13 protein-coding genes, 1 pseudogene and 1 riboswitch are annotated in these 17,381 nt (G+C 41.3%); of the genes and pseudogenes, 9 read left to right on the top strand and 5 right to left on the bottom strand.

Translation table 11 applies throughout. From position 1 onward, the window contains the following. Positions 1 to 234: 234 nt before the first annotated feature. The 4 genes from ACMKPP_RS01155 (at position 235) to ACMKPP_RS01170 (ending at position 6,382) form a co-directional block, all read left to right on the top strand. Complete coding sequence (locus tag ACMKPP_RS01155) at positions 235 to 1,779, top strand: ClC family H(+)/Cl(-) exchange transporter (RefSeq protein WP_004694533.1); 1,545 nt, start codon at positions 235 to 237, stop codon at positions 1,777 to 1,779. 12 nt (positions 1,780 to 1,791) lie between these two features. Continuing rightward, on the top strand, positions 1,792 to 2,241 hold the full coding sequence (locus tag ACMKPP_RS01160; protein WP_418369185.1) for a GNAT family N-acetyltransferase: 450 nt from the start codon (positions 1,792 to 1,794) through the stop codon (positions 2,239 to 2,241). Between the two features lie 25 nt (positions 2,242 to 2,266). Continuing rightward, on the top strand, positions 2,267 to 3,061 hold the full coding sequence (locus tag ACMKPP_RS01165; protein WP_412198391.1) for a sulfite exporter TauE/SafE family protein: 795 nt from the start codon (positions 2,267 to 2,269) through the stop codon (positions 3,059 to 3,061). A 498-nt stretch (positions 3,062 to 3,559) separates the two neighbouring features. Next, a complete protein-coding gene (locus ACMKPP_RS01170) occupies positions 3,560 to 6,382 on the top strand; it encodes an FAD-binding and (Fe-S)-binding domain-containing protein (protein ID WP_311574457.1) in 2,823 nt (940 codons plus the stop codon). A 263-nt stretch (positions 6,383 to 6,645) separates the two neighbouring features. Here the strand turns inward: ACMKPP_RS01170 and ACMKPP_RS01175 are convergent, their stop codons facing one another. Then, complete coding sequence (locus ACMKPP_RS01175) at positions 6,646 to 6,753, bottom strand: type I toxin-antitoxin system Fst family toxin (RefSeq protein WP_227037232.1); 108 nt, start codon at positions 6,751 to 6,753, stop codon at positions 6,646 to 6,648. A gap of 134 nt (positions 6,754 to 6,887) precedes the next feature. On the opposite strand from ACMKPP_RS01175, the gene ACMKPP_RS01180 reads away from it, so the two are divergent. Further along, entirely contained in the window at positions 6,888 to 7,547 is a 660-nt protein-coding gene (locus tag ACMKPP_RS01180; protein WP_418369186.1) for a TPR end-of-group domain-containing protein, read from the top strand. 215 nt (positions 7,548 to 7,762) lie between these two features. Here ACMKPP_RS01180 and ACMKPP_RS01185 read toward each other — a convergent pair whose 3' ends face one another. The 3 genes and pseudogenes from ACMKPP_RS01185 to ACMKPP_RS01195 form a co-directional block, all read right to left on the bottom strand. After that, positions 7,763 to 8,140, bottom strand: a complete 378-nt coding sequence (locus tag ACMKPP_RS01185; RefSeq protein ID WP_308521740.1) for a type II toxin-antitoxin system HicB family antitoxin — start codon at positions 8,138 to 8,140, stop codon at positions 7,763 to 7,765. 9 nt (positions 8,141 to 8,149) lie between these two features. Further along, positions 8,150 to 8,392 (bottom strand): type II toxin-antitoxin system HicA family toxin, encoded by a 243-nt coding sequence (locus tag ACMKPP_RS01190; RefSeq protein ID WP_418369187.1) that lies wholly within the window; start codon positions 8,390 to 8,392, stop codon positions 8,150 to 8,152. 207 nt (positions 8,393 to 8,599) lie between these two features. Next, positions 8,600 to 8,941 (bottom strand): annotated as a pseudogene (locus ACMKPP_RS01195) (EamA family transporter); the annotation flags it as partial. A 132-nt stretch (positions 8,942 to 9,073) separates the two neighbouring features. Between ACMKPP_RS01195 and ACMKPP_RS01200 the strand changes: the two are divergent. Further along, on the top strand, positions 9,074 to 9,973 hold the full coding sequence (locus ACMKPP_RS01200) for a DUF3829 domain-containing protein (protein ID WP_418369188.1): 900 nt from the start codon (positions 9,074 to 9,076) through the stop codon (positions 9,971 to 9,973). A gap of 76 nt (positions 9,974 to 10,049) precedes the next feature. On the opposite strand, the gene rarD is transcribed toward ACMKPP_RS01200, so the two are convergent. Further along, on the bottom strand, positions 10,050 to 10,946 hold the full coding sequence (gene rarD, locus ACMKPP_RS01205; RefSeq protein WP_418369189.1) for an EamA family transporter RarD: 897 nt from the start codon (positions 10,944 to 10,946) through the stop codon (positions 10,050 to 10,052). A 168-nt stretch (positions 10,947 to 11,114) separates the two neighbouring features. Beyond that, a riboswitch (cobalamin riboswitch) is annotated at positions 11,115 to 11,290 on the top strand. 290 nt (positions 11,291 to 11,580) lie between these two features. Between rarD and ACMKPP_RS01210 the strand changes: the two genes are divergently transcribed. Genes ACMKPP_RS01210 through meaB form a run of 3 tightly spaced genes read left to right on the top strand, consistent with a single transcriptional unit; the run spans position 11,581 to position 17,183 of the window. Continuing rightward, positions 11,581 to 13,743: a methylmalonyl-CoA mutase family protein gene (locus ACMKPP_RS01210; RefSeq protein WP_295816743.1), complete on the top strand. Its 2,163-nt coding sequence runs from the start codon at positions 11,581 to 11,583 to the stop codon at positions 13,741 to 13,743. A 4-nt stretch (positions 13,744 to 13,747) separates the two neighbouring features. Further along, positions 13,748 to 15,937 (top strand): methylmalonyl-CoA mutase, encoded by a 2,190-nt coding sequence (gene scpA / locus ACMKPP_RS01215; RefSeq protein WP_295816741.1) that lies wholly within the window; start codon positions 13,748 to 13,750, stop codon positions 15,935 to 15,937. After that, positions 15,930 to 17,183 carry a methylmalonyl Co-A mutase-associated GTPase MeaB gene (gene meaB, locus ACMKPP_RS01220; RefSeq protein WP_012864962.1) on the top strand — a complete coding sequence of 418 codons (1,254 nt, stop codon included), beginning with the start codon at positions 15,930 to 15,932 and terminating at the stop codon, positions 17,181 to 17,183. Before scpA ends, meaB begins: the two co-directional genes overlap by 8 nt. Positions 17,184 to 17,381 lie beyond the last annotated feature (198 nt).

Raw genomic sequence — 17,381 nt, forward strand, 5'->3', positions numbered from 1 at the left:
TAACAAAACTAGCCATCTCTTTTTAGAGGTGGCTAGCTTTGTGTTTAAAGCGCTATCTATTGTTTTGTGATTCGGACCTTTGATCTCGTGTTCCGTGAGAAAGCTATTTTTATACGTAATCCTTTCTTGAAAATGGTGGTTTACATAAGTATACTAAGGATATGAATGCATAGTTCGTGTAGACCTATGTCGGCAGAGGAACGGTTGGTTTTGGTCACTGCTAAGGAGGATGTTATGAAATTATGGAAATTTAATAAGCGTAGTTCTACCTTGGCAGATATGTCCATGAATCGAGTGCTCTTAACGGAGCTCATTGCAAAGGGTGCTCTTGTTGGGGTGATTGCAGGTTTTTTTGGGGCATCATACCGCTATTTGATACTTGAATCAGAGCATATCAGGTGGCATTTGATGGATGATATTACTATGGAATGGGCCATAGGTTGGCTTGTGGTAATGGTCATTTTTGCGTTTATTGTAGATCGATTGCTCGCATGGGCCCCATTGTCTGGTGGTTCTGGTATCCCGCAAATTGAAGGGGAAATGCTTGGACTCTTTGATATGAAGCCCTATCGGACACTAGTATCTAAAATGATTGGTGGCGTACTGACCGGCTTTGCAGGATTTTCCGTAGGTCGTGAAGGGCCAGCCGTACAGATTGGCGGCTCTGCTGGGAAGATTGTGTCCTACTGGATGAATTCGGGACTACGAGAACAGCGTATTTTGACATCCGCAGGTGCTGGGGCAGGCTTAACAGCTGCCTTTAGTGCGCCCGTATCGGGGGCGATGTTCGTCTTTGAAGAGGTACATAAAAGCTTTTATCCGTATCTCGTTGTACCAACCTTCGTGGCAACTTTGATTTCTAACTATATTACAGTTAGTATCTTTGGACTTACACCAGCGCTGGGCTTTACGGTGACCTCAGGAGTTCCTCTTGAATATTTCCCGATACTGCTCATGGTTGGTGTTATCATGGGGCTATGTGGCGTGTTATTTTGCCGTATGATTTTTGCTTTCAAGAGGTTCTTTGACTGGCTCAAATGTTCTCGATTCTTGAAATTAGCCCTTACCTTTGTGGCGGTGGCAGCCATTGGCTTTGATTCGCAGCTCCTCTTGGGTGGGGGCAATGACCTTGTGGGTCAGCTTGCCTTTCAATCTCATGGCGTATTGCTCTTAGGTGGCATCGTATTAGGCAAGATTTTACTTACCACCTTCTGCTATGGCAGTGGTGCTCAAGGGGGCATATTTTTGCCCATGCTCGTGATTGGTGCTGCAACAGGTGCTTTTTGTGAAAGCTTACTTTCAACCTTAGGACTTATTTCTCCTGATTTTGTACCACAGTTCGTTATCTGTGCCATGGGAGGGATGTTGGCCGCAGCTATGCGTACTCCCATCTTGGCGATTTTGCTCGTCCTTGAAATGACGAATAGTTTCTCTAATATTTATGCTATCGGTACCGTTACGCTAGTGGCTTATCTTGTGGCGGATCTTTTAAAAGAACCGCCGATTTACGATTCCTTGTTGCAAGCCATGAGTGGTCAAAGCAATCTAGAATCGGTGCAAACCTTCTTTCAAACGAAGGTGCCTGTGGTGGCAAACTATACGGATGTACAGTTACAAGATTTGGCATTACCAGATGGTACATTGATCGTAAGTATTCGCCGTAATGGTACCTACATTGTGCCATTAGGCGATGTAAAGCTAGAACCTGGTGACGAACTACAAGTCTCTTGTGAACGAGGCCGATTGAAAGCAGCGAAGGCGTATTTTCAATCTAATTAGGAGTGTTGGTAGATGGAGATTGTAAAAGCTACCGAGTCAGATATATTAGAATTGTATCGATTGCAATTACTTACATTTGAAAGCGAAGCGGAGATGATTGGTAGTCGAATGGTTCCTGCATTGATGGAGTCGGAAGAGGATTATAGAGGTACTTTCAACCAGTGGCATACCTATAAAATGGTAGATGATGCGGGGAAGATAATCGGAGGCATTCGTTATCAATATGACGATGGCGTAGTAGAGGTCGGTCGCTTGATGGTGCATCCAGACTATCGGCAACAAGGGTTGGCTCGGAAATTATTAGCTTTCGTAGATGAACAATGTAGCCAAGACCGGCGCGTATTATATACATGTACAAAAAGCTGGATTAATATAAAGTTATATACAAACATGGGGTATAAAGCCGTTAGAGAAATACAGGATGATACGGGATTATCCTTTGTATATATGGAGAAACAATAATTCAAACGGCATGGGAGGTCTTAATGTGCTTGATAATATAGTGATATTTTATATATTCTTTACCGTAGTTGGCTTTTTAGCAGCTATGATTGGTACCATCATCGGTGCCGGTGGAGGACTTGTCTTTGTGCCTCTTTTTATGTACTGGTTCCCAGAGTGGTCTCCATCTATGGTCGTAGGAACATCGCTTTTTTCTGTTATGTGTAACGCCATTTCTGGATCTATAGCTTATCTTAAGCAAAAAAAGGTATACATCAACGCTGCTATCATCTTTAGTTTTGCTACCTTTCCAGGGGCTATTTTAGGTGCCCAAATGTCTGGATGGTTCTCTGGTAAAGGCTTTATGTTTGCCTTTGGATGCTTTATGCTGTGTGCATCCGTTTTGATTGGTTTTAAAAATTTTAGAAAAGGGGAAAGAAAGGAAGAAAGCCTTACTCTTGAGCAGTTGAGCTATAGTAAATCTATCGGTATTAGTATTAGCTTTTTTGTTGGCTTTATTTCGAGTATCTTTGGTATCGGTGGTGGCCTCATCCATGTGCCGGCTTTGATTTATCTCATGGGCTTTCCTACCCATATGGCAACGGCTACAAGTCAATCTATTCTCGCCGTATCAACAACGGTGGGGGTTATTACACATTTAATTGAAAGCCACATCATTTTTAGTATTGCTATCCCTACTAGTATTGGCGCTATCTTTGGTGCTCAAGTAGGTGCTCGTATTGCAAAACGTCTCAAAGCAAAAGCTATCCTCGCCCTCATGAGCATAGCTGTCTTTGCATTGGCGGTACGCCTCATTCTTAAATCTGGTATTTTGGGATAATATGGTTTTATAATTAATCTATCTTTAATAAGCATAATTTAGTAAAGCTCTCTAATGGTGATTCGTAAGCGTTTATCATTAGAGAGCTTTCTGTATTTTCAGCATTTTATAAAAGGGTATAACTAAAAGTCATAGAGAACTATAAATGAGAATGAAAAATTTAAAATATATAAATCATACTATTTTTATGCATAATGTTGGTAATGTATTTACTATAGAATTATAGGTAGTACGAATCGTTGTTTAGAGAGGTTTTAGCATATAATTACTGACTATATCTATACATGCTTAATAAATAAGGATTCTTGATTGTATATGAGGAAAAATGGGTACATGATAATGCTAATGAGATGTACTTTCAACTGAGGGAATAAAAAGGTAATGCATATCGATTTTTATTAGAAGAGATATAAATTATGCATAATTATAGTGAGGAGAATGAGAACGGCGTATACTAAAAGTAATAGATTCCTTAAGAAAGGATAGGAGGAAATAGAAGTGAGTACACTTATTAGAGATTATGAACGTTTTGCCAAGGAGGCAAATGAGATTTGTAAAGGTCGCGTATACACCGATCATTTACGTCGTTATGCATATGGCGTTGATGCGTCTTGCTATAGCTATTTACCAAAGGTAGTTGTTAAAGCTGAAGATGAACGAGAAGTAAGACGGCTTATTCGTTTGTGTCAACAATGTGGGACACCATTTACATTCCGTGCGGCCGGCTCCTCCTTGTCTGGTCAATGCTCCAGTGAAGATGTGCTCATCGTATGTAATGATGGCTTCAAGAAAATGGAAGTTATCGATGATGGGAAAGCCTTGAAATGTGAATGCGGTGTTATCGGTTCCGATGCGAATGATTTATTGAAACCGTACAATCGTAAAATTGGTCCAGATCCTGCAACGCTTGCCACAGCATTAGTAGGTGGTATCTTGAATAATAACTCCTCTGGTATGTGCTGTGGTACGGCGCAGAACTCGTATAAAACAATTCGGTCTATTCGCGTTGTGTTATTAGATGGCTCCATCCTTGATACGTCTGACCAAAAGAGTATTGATCAATTCCTTAAAGAAAAACCTCAAATGGTAGAAGATATCTTACAATTACGTAAGGATATTTTGGCCGATGAAGAATTGACGCACTTGATTCACCATAAGTACAAAATCAAAAATACCACAGGTTACGGCTTGAACTCTCTCGTTGATTTTGAAGATATTATCGATATCATTAATCACTTGTTCATTGGCTCTGAAGGTACATTGGGCTTCGTGTCCGAAGTTGTATATAACACGGTTGAAGACGTGCCTCATAAAGGCTGTGGACTCATGTTCTTTAGTACATTGAATGATGCATCCCTAGCGGTTGTAGCTTTGGCTAATATGGGCCGTGAAAAGGTTATTGCTGCGGAAATGATGGACTATCAGTCCTTGCGCGCTGTTCAAGCCTTAGATAATGTGCCTGACTTCGTTCGTGAAGTGCCTGAAGGCACGAGTGCCATCTTGTTCCAAACTGAAAGCTACACGAAAGAAACGGTTGATCAAAACTTGGCTTTCATTAAAGACAAGTTGAAAGATATCCCAACAGCCCTCCCAAGTCTTTACTCTCAAGACCCTGTAGAATACGATTCTTGGTGGGCTATCCGTAAAGGCATTTTGCCAATCGTTGGTGGTCAACGTAGAAAAGGCACCACTGTTATTACAGAGGACGTGTGCTTCCAAATCGAAGATTTCACTAAGGGTATCGAAATGATTACCGAATTGTTCCACAAATACGATTTCGTAGACGGTGGTGTAATCTTCGGTCATGCTTTGTCTGGTAATGTTCACTTTAACATCACACCTGACTTCAGTGACCCTAAAGATACTAAGAATTTTGCTGATTTGGTAGAAGAAATGTCCGAACGCGTATCTGGTTTCGGTGGTTCTTTGAAAGCCGAACATGGTACAGGTCGCATGGTGGCACCATTTGTTGAAATGGAATGGGGCCGCAAAGCGTACGAAATCAATCGTCGCATCAAAGCCATCTTTGACCCTGAACGCATCTTGAATCCTGATGTTATCATCACAGATGATCCAGATGTGTATAAGAAAAATCTTAAAGCTCAATGCGTTATCGATGATGCTTTTACAATCTGTATGGAATGTGGTTTCTGTGAAAAACATTGTCCAAGCCGCAATTTAACATTGACTCCTCGTCAACGTATTGCATTGTTGCGTGAAACAAAACGCCTTGAAAACGAAGGCAATTTCACATTGGCTGCGGAACTTAAAAAAGGCTATGAATATTTTGGTGTAGATACCTGTGCTGCGTGCTCCATGTGTAAAGGTCTTTGCCCGCTCAGCATCGATACTGCTCAAATTGCATTATCCATGCGCCGCATCGATCCTCCAGCACCGGAATTAGCTAAGAAGATTTACGATAATTTCCCTACTACACTTCAAATGGCTCGTGCCGGCGTAAGTCTCGAAGGTATTGCAGGTTCTATCGTTACACAAAAAGCGATTTCCAAGATTACAGAAGGCTTACATGGTGTAACAGGTATTACTCCGTACATTCCTAAGACTACACCTAAGGCCAATCGTTACAGATTGAGAAGCCGTATTAAACCAACTAATTTTGAAAAGGTTGTATACTTTAGTACTTGTGCGAACCGCGCCTTCAAACCTAATCAAGGTTACGACGATGAACGCAGCTTGCAACAAGTAGTGGAAAGCCTTTGCAACAAGGCCCATATCGATATTATCTACCCTCAACATATCGAAAACCTCTGCTGTGGCTTGAGTTTTGAAAACTATGATGACGTTCATGAGCGCGCTGTTAAGGACTTACACGATGCATTGATGCAAGCATCTCAAAACGGTAAATATCCAATCGTGATTGATCATAGTGCATGTTTCAACCATGCTTTCAAACACATGCCAGACTTAGAAATCAACGATATTTCTGAATTCTTGTGTAAATACGTTGTGCCTCATCTCGATATTGAAAAATGCGATGAACGGGTTATCGTACACAAACAATGTAAGATTAAATCCTTGAATAAATCTCAATATATTGAAGATTTGGCTCGTCTATGTACAGACCATGTATTCAACATTAAATCCTTTGCATGCGATGGCTTTGCAGGTCAAAAAGGGTTCTTTACACCAGAACTTAACAAATGTGCTACCAAAGACCTTGCTGCTGAAATCGCTGAATACGGTGCAACACTAGGCGTAAGCTCCAGCTCTACCTGTGAAATCGGTCTTGGTGAAAATGGTGGCATCCCATTCGTTGGCGTTGCATTTTTATTAGATCGTTGTTCTAAGGCTAAGAAATAAGTCTTGTATATCTATTGCTATTTACGTTAACGTTGCTAGTAGTTTATGTTAAAGTAACTGGTAGTTTATATTAATGCTGCTTTAATATTGCTCGCAAATTATGTTAAAACTAGTAATAGTTTTTTAGGGATTTTATGAGATTTATTGCTAATTCTTTATTTTTCTAAAAAATGTGGTATACTAAACGTAGGTAGTAGAGTGTATGAAATTACCTGCAATATAACCAAAAAAAAGGACGAGTGGCAGCTCGTCCTTTTTCTTGCTTATTTTTTGTTTTTATTGTTAAGCCAGTAGCTGTAGGTAGTTACAACTAAGGCAACAATAATAGGGGCAAGCAAGGTGCCCCAGAGTGCATAAAACAGCTCCTGCAATATACCACCTCCTTTCGGGAGGTATTTTATATTATATCATCATGATATGGAGTCTTGTATATGATTACATATCGAGTCTTGCATATGATTTAAATATGGAGACTTGCATAGGATTTAAGAATGGAGAATTCTGAATGAAGAAAATTATACTTTTCTTTTTTGTAATGATTGCTCTTACTGGATGTGGATGGAACCAAAATACGAATAGTAACAATGGGAATGGCAATAAAACAGAATCAAATGCAACTAGTTCCGCCACTGCAACTGGTTCTGCTACATCTACTGAGGAAAATAGTAAACCTGCTAAGCAAGATGATCATCTAATGGCAGCAAAGCAAGCCTTATCCGCTGGTGAGTATACGAAAGCCATAGAAGAAGCTAACGTATCCATTAAGGACAATGCTAATAATGCAGAAGCCTATTCTGTACGGGGCTTTGCAACAGCATTAAACGGTGATGCGGCTAAAGGTTTGACAGATACTAAGAAGGCTTATGATTTAGATCCTAACAATGTGGCTAATTACTATAACATGGCCATGGTCTATAAGTTGCAAGGTCAGTTAAACGATTCTAAACAATGGTTTGAAAAGGTATTGGAAAAGGACCCTAGTAACACCTGGTCTGTGTATGGTATTGCTACTATTTATGCAGACCAAGGGGATGATACTAAGGCCCTTGATTGGCTAGAAAAGGCTATAAAAATTGATCCTTCTGTAAAAGCTGTTGCAGCCGAACAAGACCATTTTGAACGCTTTCACAATAACGGACGATTTAAAACATTAGTTGGATTATAGATATGGATGTGAAAGTTCCTTTTTTTGTGAAGCATCTCTCCGTATATATGGCAACATTAGAGGATTGTCATAGCGTATGGTTTGATGTGTTATATGTACTAAAATTATTGCTCTATTTCGTAACGATTCTGTGGATGCTTTGCATCATGTACCTCACTTTACCAGTTATTTTATGGACAGTAGCTCTATTTTTGCTGAGCAATTGATGATGTAAATTACATTGTTTTCTCTACTAATGCTTCTTGTAGAATTTGAGAAAAGTTAATCCCTTTAGCTAATGCTCTATCGTTTAGCCAGGCAGGAATCGTTAAGGTTTTCTTTACAGATTTACTATTTTTAGCTAAATCAATATCTGTTTGAACTAATGTAGGATATGTTGTGTCCGTACATGGTAAGTTGCGAATAGATGTGGGGGTAGGTAGAGTTTGTCCATCTTCTAAAGCACCTAATATATAGAGTTCCATAGCCTCTTGTGCATTGGTTATTAATTCTGTTAGTGTTGAGCCGGTGCTACTAGTGTATTCGAGATCGGGAAATTCAGCCCAGAAACCATCGGCATCGTCATGGATTATAGCAGGGTATATAAATTTCATAGGGCCTCCTTATTTTAGTCCTGTTCGTTTTAGAATAGCATGTAATAAACCTGTAGGAACATCTTTTCCGTGTACGGCAATGACTTCCACTTGATCATCTTTTTTCAAACGATGATGACTACCGCGTTGCCGTACATCCTTCCAACCATTTTGTAGAAGTAGTTTAAGCAAATCTTTATCCTTCATAGGTTCTTCTTTCACTATAACACGTGTATACGTATTAGACAATGGATAGGCGTATAGTTTATTCATTTGTAGTCTAGCATCGTTTGTATCGTTATAGTGGTGACTATTGGTCACCTATGTTCCTATTAGTCACTTGACAATATAGTTTTGTATAATGAATAGCATGAATTGAATAAATAGGGCTAAGAGGTAAATTAAATAAGTGTAATATTAGTGTGTAAAAAAGCTGTATCAAATGGTAATGTCATTTGATACAGCTTTTTGTATAGCTAATTATTTCGTTTGCTTTGGTTGATTGGACATGGTGTATATGGCAAGTGCTATCCAAATACAGGAGAAGGCAATGATGTTTGGTATATCAAAGCTTTCTTCAAAATAGAAAATAGATAGTAAAAATATAATTGTAGGAGCTAAATATTGAAGAAAGCCTAGTAGGTTGAGTGGTAATAGTTGAGCTCCGTAGGAGAAAAGGATAAAAGGAACTGCTGTAGTTAAACCACAGCCCATGAGGAGCAAAGCAGTGTACCAGTCTGTGCCAAAATAAGACCAAGAGGTAGTATCGAAGACAGTTGTGTATAGCAAGGCTAGCGGTGTCAAAAGCCAAGCTTCAACGGCACCTAGCACTACCTATTCATTTTAGTTATCAAATATGATCTTTATATATTAATCCTATTCATAAAAATCTTATTAGTATATAATTAATACATATAAATTAGGTTGTGTATTGATGAAAGGAGAGGATTCATCATGAAACCATTTGGTAAAAGGGTAGCAATGGCTGTGTTGTGTGCGGCGACATTAACATCCCCATTATTTTTGAGCGGTTGTAGTATGTCAGAGTTATGGCAGGGTACTGAACAGAGCCGTAAGGAAATTGCGCAACGGTCTGAGCAAGATCAGGTGCAGTTATTTAATCAATATGTGAAAGCTGTAAGCCGATACAATCGCATGGCTGTAATGTTTGATTATGCGAATACGCCAACTCTTAATGAGTTAAAAGCTGGGCAGCATTTAACTGTTTTTAATGCGCCGAACTTTAAGCAGCTACAAAAAGAATTAGAAGAGGCTAAGCAAGCCGGTATTCCTTATGATGAGATGAAGGAGCCTTTAGATAAGCTGCTTTCAAAATTGAATGAAATTACACCGGTGGCCGAAGAGCTCGATGCATACTATAAATCTAAAGGGTATACCACAGATAACTATGCTAAGGAGCAACAATTAGGTCCTAAATATGTTCAATTGTATGAACAATTTGTTCCTGTTTATGCTGACTTTGATAATGTTATGCATAAAATCAATACGGACCGCTTGCAACAACGGTTACAACAATTGCGTGATGCAGGCAAGAAAAATGCAGCTGCAGCACAAGAGGTTCATTTGCGACTTACTGCGGTCCTAGAAAAGATTGATAGTGAAAAACAACTAGATGTAAATGCTATCAATCAAGAGTTGCAAGCTATTGGTGATGTATCAAATGGCATTACTAGTCCTAAGTATGATTCTGTTAAGACTTCTGTAAACTCTACAATTGGTGCAATTCGTACCTATATGGAATCAAAACAAGATAACGACTATAATCGTATGATTGAGGCCTATAACCATTACATTTCTAATATGAATACGACCAATATGAATGAGTTAGATTAATAAGTCTATATAAAAGAAAGCTGTATCAAATGAGAATGTCATTTGATACAGCTTTTTAGTTGATATACGATATATCTTACTTTTTTAGGCTAATGCGCGTTGTAATTTGGCTTGATAAGGAGAATAATACTAAGGCTATCCAGATACAACCGAAGGCGATCATTTGTGGTGTGCCAAAGCTTTCACCAAAGTAAAAGATGGCTAGCAACAAGGCAATGGTAGGGGATACATATTGCAGGAAGCCTAGTAGGTTGAGCGGCAATAGTTGCGCACCATAGGAGAATAGCACCAATGGAACAGATGTAGTTAGACCGCAGGCTATGAGCAGCATGGAGGTATACCAGTCTGTGCCGAAATAAGACCACACTGTATTATCGATCATGGTCGTATATAGTAAGGCTAACGGTGTTAATAGCCAGGCCTCAAAGGCGATGCTCGTAAAGGGAGAGATGAGTAGTTTCTTTTTTACGGCCCCATAAAGACCGAAGGAAACGGCGAGGATCATCGATACTAATGGCAAGGATCCTACTTGATAGGTGAGTAAGGCGATGCCGATGGTAGCGATGAGGACACTCAGCTTTTTTGGTATAGATAGAACCTCTTTAAATAGGATGACACCTAATACTACATTGAAGAGTGGGTTGATGTAATAGCCAAGGCTCGTGTTCATAACTTGATTATTGGCGATGGCCCAAATGTAGGTGAACCAGTTTACGCTGATGATGACTGCCGCAACTAAAAGTAGGAATAGTTGTGAACGTTGTTCTTTTAGTAATTGAAAGTCCTTTTTGAATTGTTTAAAATGTAGGCCAAATACAACGATCGCCATGCAAATACCTGACCAGATAATGCGCTGTGCCAGTATATTATACGGTGAAATATGGTTTAATAATGCCCAATATAGAGGGAGTAAGCCCCAAATTATATAACAACTAAGGGCTGTAATTAACCCTTTTTTACTTGTATGTTCCATAATGCCTCCTCGTGATAGCACTTATTATATCATTAATTCTTAAATTCTTAACCCATGCATTTTAGTTATTACATATGATTTTCAGTTATAACTTTGGTTTTGGTACTTATGATTAAATGTTATGTTCATTGACTTTGTGCATATTGTTACACTATATTGGACTTAGAACAACGAATATAGAGAATAGGTGTCGTAAGACTTAATAGAGAAATCGGTATAAGCCGATGCGGTCCCGCCACTGTAAGGATGAGCCTGCTTTCATATATGTCACTGGAGTAATCTGGGAAGGCGAAAGCGAGGTGATGATCCCGAGCCAGGAGAACTGCCTATTTGATAATCACCGTTATGTACCTACGAGCGATAGGAAGGGGATTGGGGTATGCTGTCTACAGTATTTTTTAGTGTACCTTTCAATAAGAAACCTTACGTGTCACTTTAGGTGGCACGTTTTTTATTGCCCTTAGAGTGGATGTTGAGTATATGCGTCAAGTTTTATAGACATTAAACCGATGGACACATTTTGAGGTTGATGTGGTCCAATAAGATAAAGCTCGAGTGATTCATATATCTAACAATTCGCAGGTACGGTGCGCTGTTTCTCGGTATGGTTTCGAGTTGAAAAGGAGGCACATATATGTCTGACAAAAAGACTTCAAAGGATGCTGAACGTGATTTATTAGCACCTGTATCCTTTGATGAGTTTAAGAAACCTACGTATGAACAATGGCAGGCCGAGGTTGAAAAAGCGTTAAAAGGTGGCGACTTCCATAAGAAGATGTTCACTAAAACCTATGAGGGAATTACGTTACAACCAATTTACACGCCTGCATTGCATGGAGAAAAAATTCCAAAGGGTGTATATCCTGGAGCAGGTGAGTTCCTACGTGGCACAAAGGCAAGTGGTTATATTAAAGACTCTTGGGGCGTATCCCAATATGTAGACGAATCCTTTCCTAAGGATGCTAACCATGCAAGTTTATACGAAATTGTAAAAGGTGGCACCATTCACAATATTCGCCTTGATGAAGCAACACGCCATGATCAAGATGTGCAAGTAGGCGCAGCTGTTGGTATCGGCGGTACATCTCTGTCTACTATGGATGATTGTAGCCAATTGATTGAACGTTTTAATTTAAAGGAAAATCCTTTATACATTGAAACAGGTGCTTCTGCAGCTATCTTGCTCGGTATGCTAGCCGCTACGGTGAAAGGCTCTAAAAAACAGACCTCTGACTTGAAAGGTCTCGTTGGCGCAGACCCTATTGGTGTTTGGGCTAAAGATGGTACATTGCATATGTCTTTAGATACAGCCTTTGATGAAATGGCACATACTGTTGTATGGGCTAAAGAACAAGCTCCAGAGCTTAAAACTGTACTTGTATCTGGCGATGTATACGCTAATGGTGGCGCTAATGATGTGCAAGAGGTTGCCTATGCATTGGCAACAGCAGTTTGCTATGTGCGTCAATTAGCACAACGGAACATCGATATTCATACTATTGCTAAAAGCATGATGTTTACATTCTCCTTGGGGGCAAACTTCTTCATGGAAATTGCTAAACTACGTGCATTGCGCGTGCTTTGGGCGCGCATTATGGAGGCCTTTGGTGCAGAAGAAGCTGACCGTGCTGTTCATGTACACGGCAGAACATCGGCTTTCACAAAGACCGTATACGATCCGTATGTAAATCTGTTGCGTAACACGACACAGGCATTCTCCGGCGTTGTAGGCGGTTTGAATAGCCTTGAAGTGTCCCCATTTGACCAACCAATTCGCAAAGCTGACGACTTCTCTCGCCGTATTGCCCGTAACATTCAAGTTATGTTGCAAACTGAATTCGAGTTGCGTCAACCTGTGGACCCTGTAGGCGGTTCCTGGTATGTGGAAACATTGGCAGCCGAATTATGTGAAAAAATTTGGGCTGAGTTCCAAACTATTGAGGCTAAAGGTGGTATCGTAGCAGCTTTGAAAGAAGGCTATCCACAAGCTCAAGTTAAAGCAGTTCTTGACGAACGCTTCAAAAACCTTGCATTCCGCAGAGATGTGGCTGTAGGTAATAACATGTATGCGAACATGACTGAAGAATTGCTTGATCCAAAACCAGAAAATCAAGAAACATTGCGTCAAAAACGGGTTGCTCAAATCGAGGAGTACTTGGCAAGTGCGGAGCCAGATGCGGTTGTGAAAGCACAGGCTACCCTAGAAGCAGGTACTACAGAGCCAGGCGCTTTGATTGGTCTTATTGAACTCGGTGCATTACAAAAATTAACAATACGTCAAATCCGGAAGGCTTTAGACGCTGGTGATATTGCTTCCGAAACCATTGAATCCATTGCAGCTCATCGCTGGACTGAACAGTTTGAAGCACTTCGCATGCGCACTGAGAATTATAAACAACGTACGAAAGATAATGTGAAGGTATTCTTGGCCAATATGGGCCCAATCCCTCAACATAAACCTCGGGCGGACTTTTCCACAGGCTTCTTCGAAGTAGGTGCTTTTGAAGTTATCAAAAATGATGGTCATGAAACAACGGCTGATGCTGCGAAAGCTGCTCGTGAAAGTGGTGCTGATGTTGTCGTTATCTGTTCTACAGATGATACATATCCAGAATTGGTACCACCACTTGCTAAGGAATTGAAAGAAACTATGCCGAATGTAACGGTTATTTTAGCAGGGGCACCTCCTAAGGACTTAGAACCTGTGTACCGTGAAGCTGGCGTGGACGACTTCATTTCTGTTCGTGCAAATTGTTACGAAATCTTGAATAAGTTACAAGATAAGAAAGGGATGTGAGCTCATGTTTAAAAATCCAGACTTCTCCTCTCTTGGCTTGGAATCTCAGACAGCAACATCTCGCGATGCATGGCTTGCTGAACTTCAAAAAGAAACAGGAAAAAGCTTTGAAGAGTTATACAATACGACGATGGAACAGATCCAGGTGAAACCGCTCTATACGGAGATGGATTATGAAGGAATGACACACCTTGACTACATGGCCGGTGTGCCTCCGTATTTGCGCGGACCTTATTCCACGATGTATGTAACGCGTCCTTGGACGGTTCGTCAGTACGCTGGTTTCTCCACAGCGGAAGAATCCAATGCGTTCTATCGTCGTAACTTGGCAGCGGGCCAAAAGGGTTTGTCTATCGCCTTTGACCTTGCTACTCACCGTGGTTATGACTCCGATCATCCTCGTGTAGTAGGTGACGTTGGTAAAGCGGGTGTTGCGGTAGACTCCATCCTCGACATGGAAATTTTATTCTCCGGTATCCCCCTTGATCAAATGTCTGTATCCATGACCATGAATGGCGCCGTATTGCCAGTAATGGCGTTCTACATCTTGGCTGGTGAAGAACAAGGTGTAGATAAAAAGGTTATGGCTGGTACAATCCAAAATGATATCTTGAAAGAGTTCATGGTACGTAATACTTATATTTATCCTCCAGCTACGTCCATGCGCATTATCGGCGATATCTTTGCGTATACATCCCAGTACATGCCTAAGTTCAATAGTATCTCCATTTCCGGCTACCATATGCAAGAAGCGGGCGCTACTGCGGATATCGAATTAGGTTACACATTGGCCGATGGTCTCGAATATATCCGTACCGGTGTTAATGCGGGCCTTCACGTTGACCAGTTCGCACCACGCTTGTCCTTCTTCTGGGCAATCGGTAAAAACTACTTCATGGAAGTGGCAAAAATGCGTGCAGCTCGTATGTTGTGGGCTAAGATTATCAATAGTTTCGGCTCTGAAAATCCTAAATCCATGGCACTTCGTACACATAGCCAAACATCTGGTTGGTCTCTTACAGAACAAGATCCGTTCAACAACGTGGCTCGTACATGTATGGAAGCGATGGGCGCGGCTTTGGGCCATACGCAATCTCTACATACGAATGCGCTTGACGAAGCCATTGCGTTGCCTACGGACTTCTCCGCACGTATTGCGCGTAATACTCAGCTTTACATCCAAGATGAAACTAAGGTATGTAAGGTTATCGACCCATGGGGCGGTTCCTACTATGTAGAAGCGTTGACAGATGAATTGATTCGTCGCGCTTGGGGTCATATTCAAGAAATCGAATCTCTTGGCGGTATGGCGAAAGCTATCGATACAGGGCTTCCTAAGATGCGTATCGAAGAAGCTGCTGCACGTCGCCAAGCTCGTATCGACTCTGGTCGTGAAGCGATTATTGGTATCAACAAATATCGTCTAGATAAAGAAGACCCATTGGATATCCTCGACGTAGATAACACGGCTGTACGGGAAGCGCAAATTCGTCGTCTCGAACAATTGCGTGCTAACCGAGATGAAGAAAAAGTTCAATCCTGTCTTGAAGCGATCACAAAGGCTACAGAATCGGGCGAAGGCAACTTGCTTGCTCTTGCGCTTGAAGCGGCTCGTGCCCGTGCATCCTTGGGTGAAATTTCCTTTGCTGTTGAAAAGGTATGCGGTCGTCATAAAGCGGTTATTCGCTCTATTTCCGGTGTATACTCTAGTGAATTTGAAGATGACGATGTAATCAAAGAAGTACGTCAAATGGCGGATAACTTTGAAGAACTCGAAGGTCGTCGTCCTCGTATCATGATTGCGAAGATGGGCCAAGACGGTCATGACCGTGGTGCCAAAGTTATCGCTACATCCTTCGCGGACATGGGCTTTGACGTGGATATCGGACCTTTGTTCCAAACTCCAGAAGAAACAGCACAAGATGCGGTGGATAATGACGTTCATATTGTCGGATTTAGTTCTCTTGCGGCGGGGCATAAGACATTATTGCCTCAACTTGTAGAGGAACTCAACAAGCGGGGCCGTGGAGATATTTTAGTTGCCATCGGCGGCGTAATCCCTGCTCAGGACTATGAATTCCTACGCGAACATGGCGCAGTGGCTATCTTTGGCCCTGGTACAGTTTTGCCAGTAGCGGCGAAAAAATTACTAGAAACATTGACTAGTCACGTTCAAGACGAGTCTCATGACTGATAACAAACGGTCTACTCCGGATGAATTGCGCAATACACAGGACGCAACTTTCACCACTGGTGAAGGCAAGGCCCCTGAATTAGGTGTAAAAAACGCAAGCACAGAGGGTAGTACCTATCGTCCCGACTGGGTGCCAGAAGAAGCGAAGAAAGATGACACTTATGCGTGTCATGTAATGAAAGGCGTCAAGGAAATGCATGACGGACTCTTATCTAGCTCTGCTCATCTGGCTCCAGCGGTACGTCCCGTACAGCGGCGAAAGAAATTAACTGTCGCTGATTATGTACGCGGTATCGAGCAGGGGGACCGCGTTATACTTTCACGGGCTATCACATTAGTAGAAAGTAATAATAAGGACCATTTCAAACTAGCTCAACAAGTGTTGCAAGCGGTATTGCCTCGTACAGGCAAGGCATTGCGCATCGGTATTACTGGTGTGCCTGGGGCCGGCAAAAGTACGTTTATTGAAGCCTTCGGTAACATGCTCATTGAAGCGGGTTACAAGGTTGCCGTATTGGCTGTAGACCCTACGAGCCAAGTCACAAAAGGCAGTATTTTGGGTGATAAAACGCGGATGGAAACGTTGACGAAACATCCTGAGGCTTATATTCGTCCATCGCCGGCTGGTGGTACGCTAGGCGGTGTGGCTCGTAAAAGTAGAGAAACTATGCTACTTTGCGAGGCTGCCGGGTACGATATCATTCTCGTTGAAACCGTTGGGGTTGGGCAAAGCGAAGTTACTGTGCGCTCCATGGTAGACTTCTTTATGCTCATCGTTTTGACGGGGGCAGGCGATGAATTGCAAGGCATTAAAAAAGGCGTTATGGAACTTGCTGATGCTATTGTGGTCAACAAGGCTGATGGGGATAATCTCAAACGAGCTCTCATTGCTCGTAGCGACTACGACCGTATGTTGCATTATATCCGTCCGGCTACGGAAAAATGGAAGACTCAAGCCTACACATGTTCAGCTGTCACAAAGGATGGCCTCGATGAATTGTGGGATGTTATCCAAGAGTTCACTGAACAAGGTAAAGAAAATGGGGTCTTCTTAAAACGCCGTCAAGAACAATCCCTCCGTTGGGTGCGCGATATGATTGACGAACACTTGCACAACCTATTCTTTAACAATGTAGTCATTCAAGGCCGCATGGGCGAAGTCGAAAATGCTGTCTTAGATGGTGAAATGAGCGAATCACAAGCCGTTGAAGAATTAATTGGCGTGTTCGATAAGTCTTTGCAATAAGTAGATCGGTAAATATATATTGTATTGTTAAATATGTATTGTATTACTAAATACATATTAGATAAGCCGGCATAACTTATCTTAATACGAACTCTGTTAGCAATCGTATGTATTTCGATATAATTAAAGATGTATTTGTAAAAGGCATAGTATCAATTTCACTGTTGGATTTAGATCAATAGTAGTTGTATACTATGC

The sequence above is a fragment of the Veillonella parvula genome (assembly GCF_048309325.1).
GTDB classification, from domain to species: domain Bacteria; phylum Bacillota; class Negativicutes; order Veillonellales; family Veillonellaceae; genus Veillonella; species Veillonella parvula_T.

Excerpts from the sequence above, each read along its gene's own strand:
- ACMKPP_RS01200 (WP_418369188.1), top strand. The coding sequence starts at position 9,074 with ATGAAACCATTTGGTAAAAGGGTAGCAATGGCTGTGTTGTGTGCGGCG.
- ACMKPP_RS01155 (WP_004694533.1), top strand. The coding sequence starts at position 235 with ATGAAATTATGGAAATTTAATAAGCGTAGTTCTACCTTGGCAGATATG.
- meaB (WP_012864962.1), top strand. The coding sequence starts at position 15,930 with ATGACTGATAACAAACGGTCTACTCCGGATGAATTGCGCAATACACAG.
- ACMKPP_RS01160 (WP_418369185.1), top strand. The coding sequence starts at position 1,792 with ATGGAGATTGTAAAAGCTACCGAGTCAGATATATTAGAATTGTATCGA.
- ACMKPP_RS01185 (WP_308521740.1), bottom strand. The coding sequence starts at position 8,140 with ATGAAATTTATATACCCTGCTATAATCCATGACGATGCCGATGGTTTC.
- ACMKPP_RS01180 (WP_418369186.1), top strand. The coding sequence starts at position 6,888 with ATGAAGAAAATTATACTTTTCTTTTTTGTAATGATTGCTCTTACTGGA.
- scpA (WP_295816741.1), top strand. The coding sequence starts at position 13,748 with ATGTTTAAAAATCCAGACTTCTCCTCTCTTGGCTTGGAATCTCAGACA.
- ACMKPP_RS01190 (WP_418369187.1), bottom strand. The coding sequence starts at position 8,392 with ATGAATAAACTATACGCCTATCCATTGTCTAATACGTATACACGTGTT.
- rarD (WP_418369189.1), bottom strand. The coding sequence starts at position 10,946 with ATGGAACATACAAGTAAAAAAGGGTTAATTACAGCCCTTAGTTGTTAT.
- ACMKPP_RS01210 (WP_295816743.1), top strand. The coding sequence starts at position 11,581 with ATGTCTGACAAAAAGACTTCAAAGGATGCTGAACGTGATTTATTAGCA.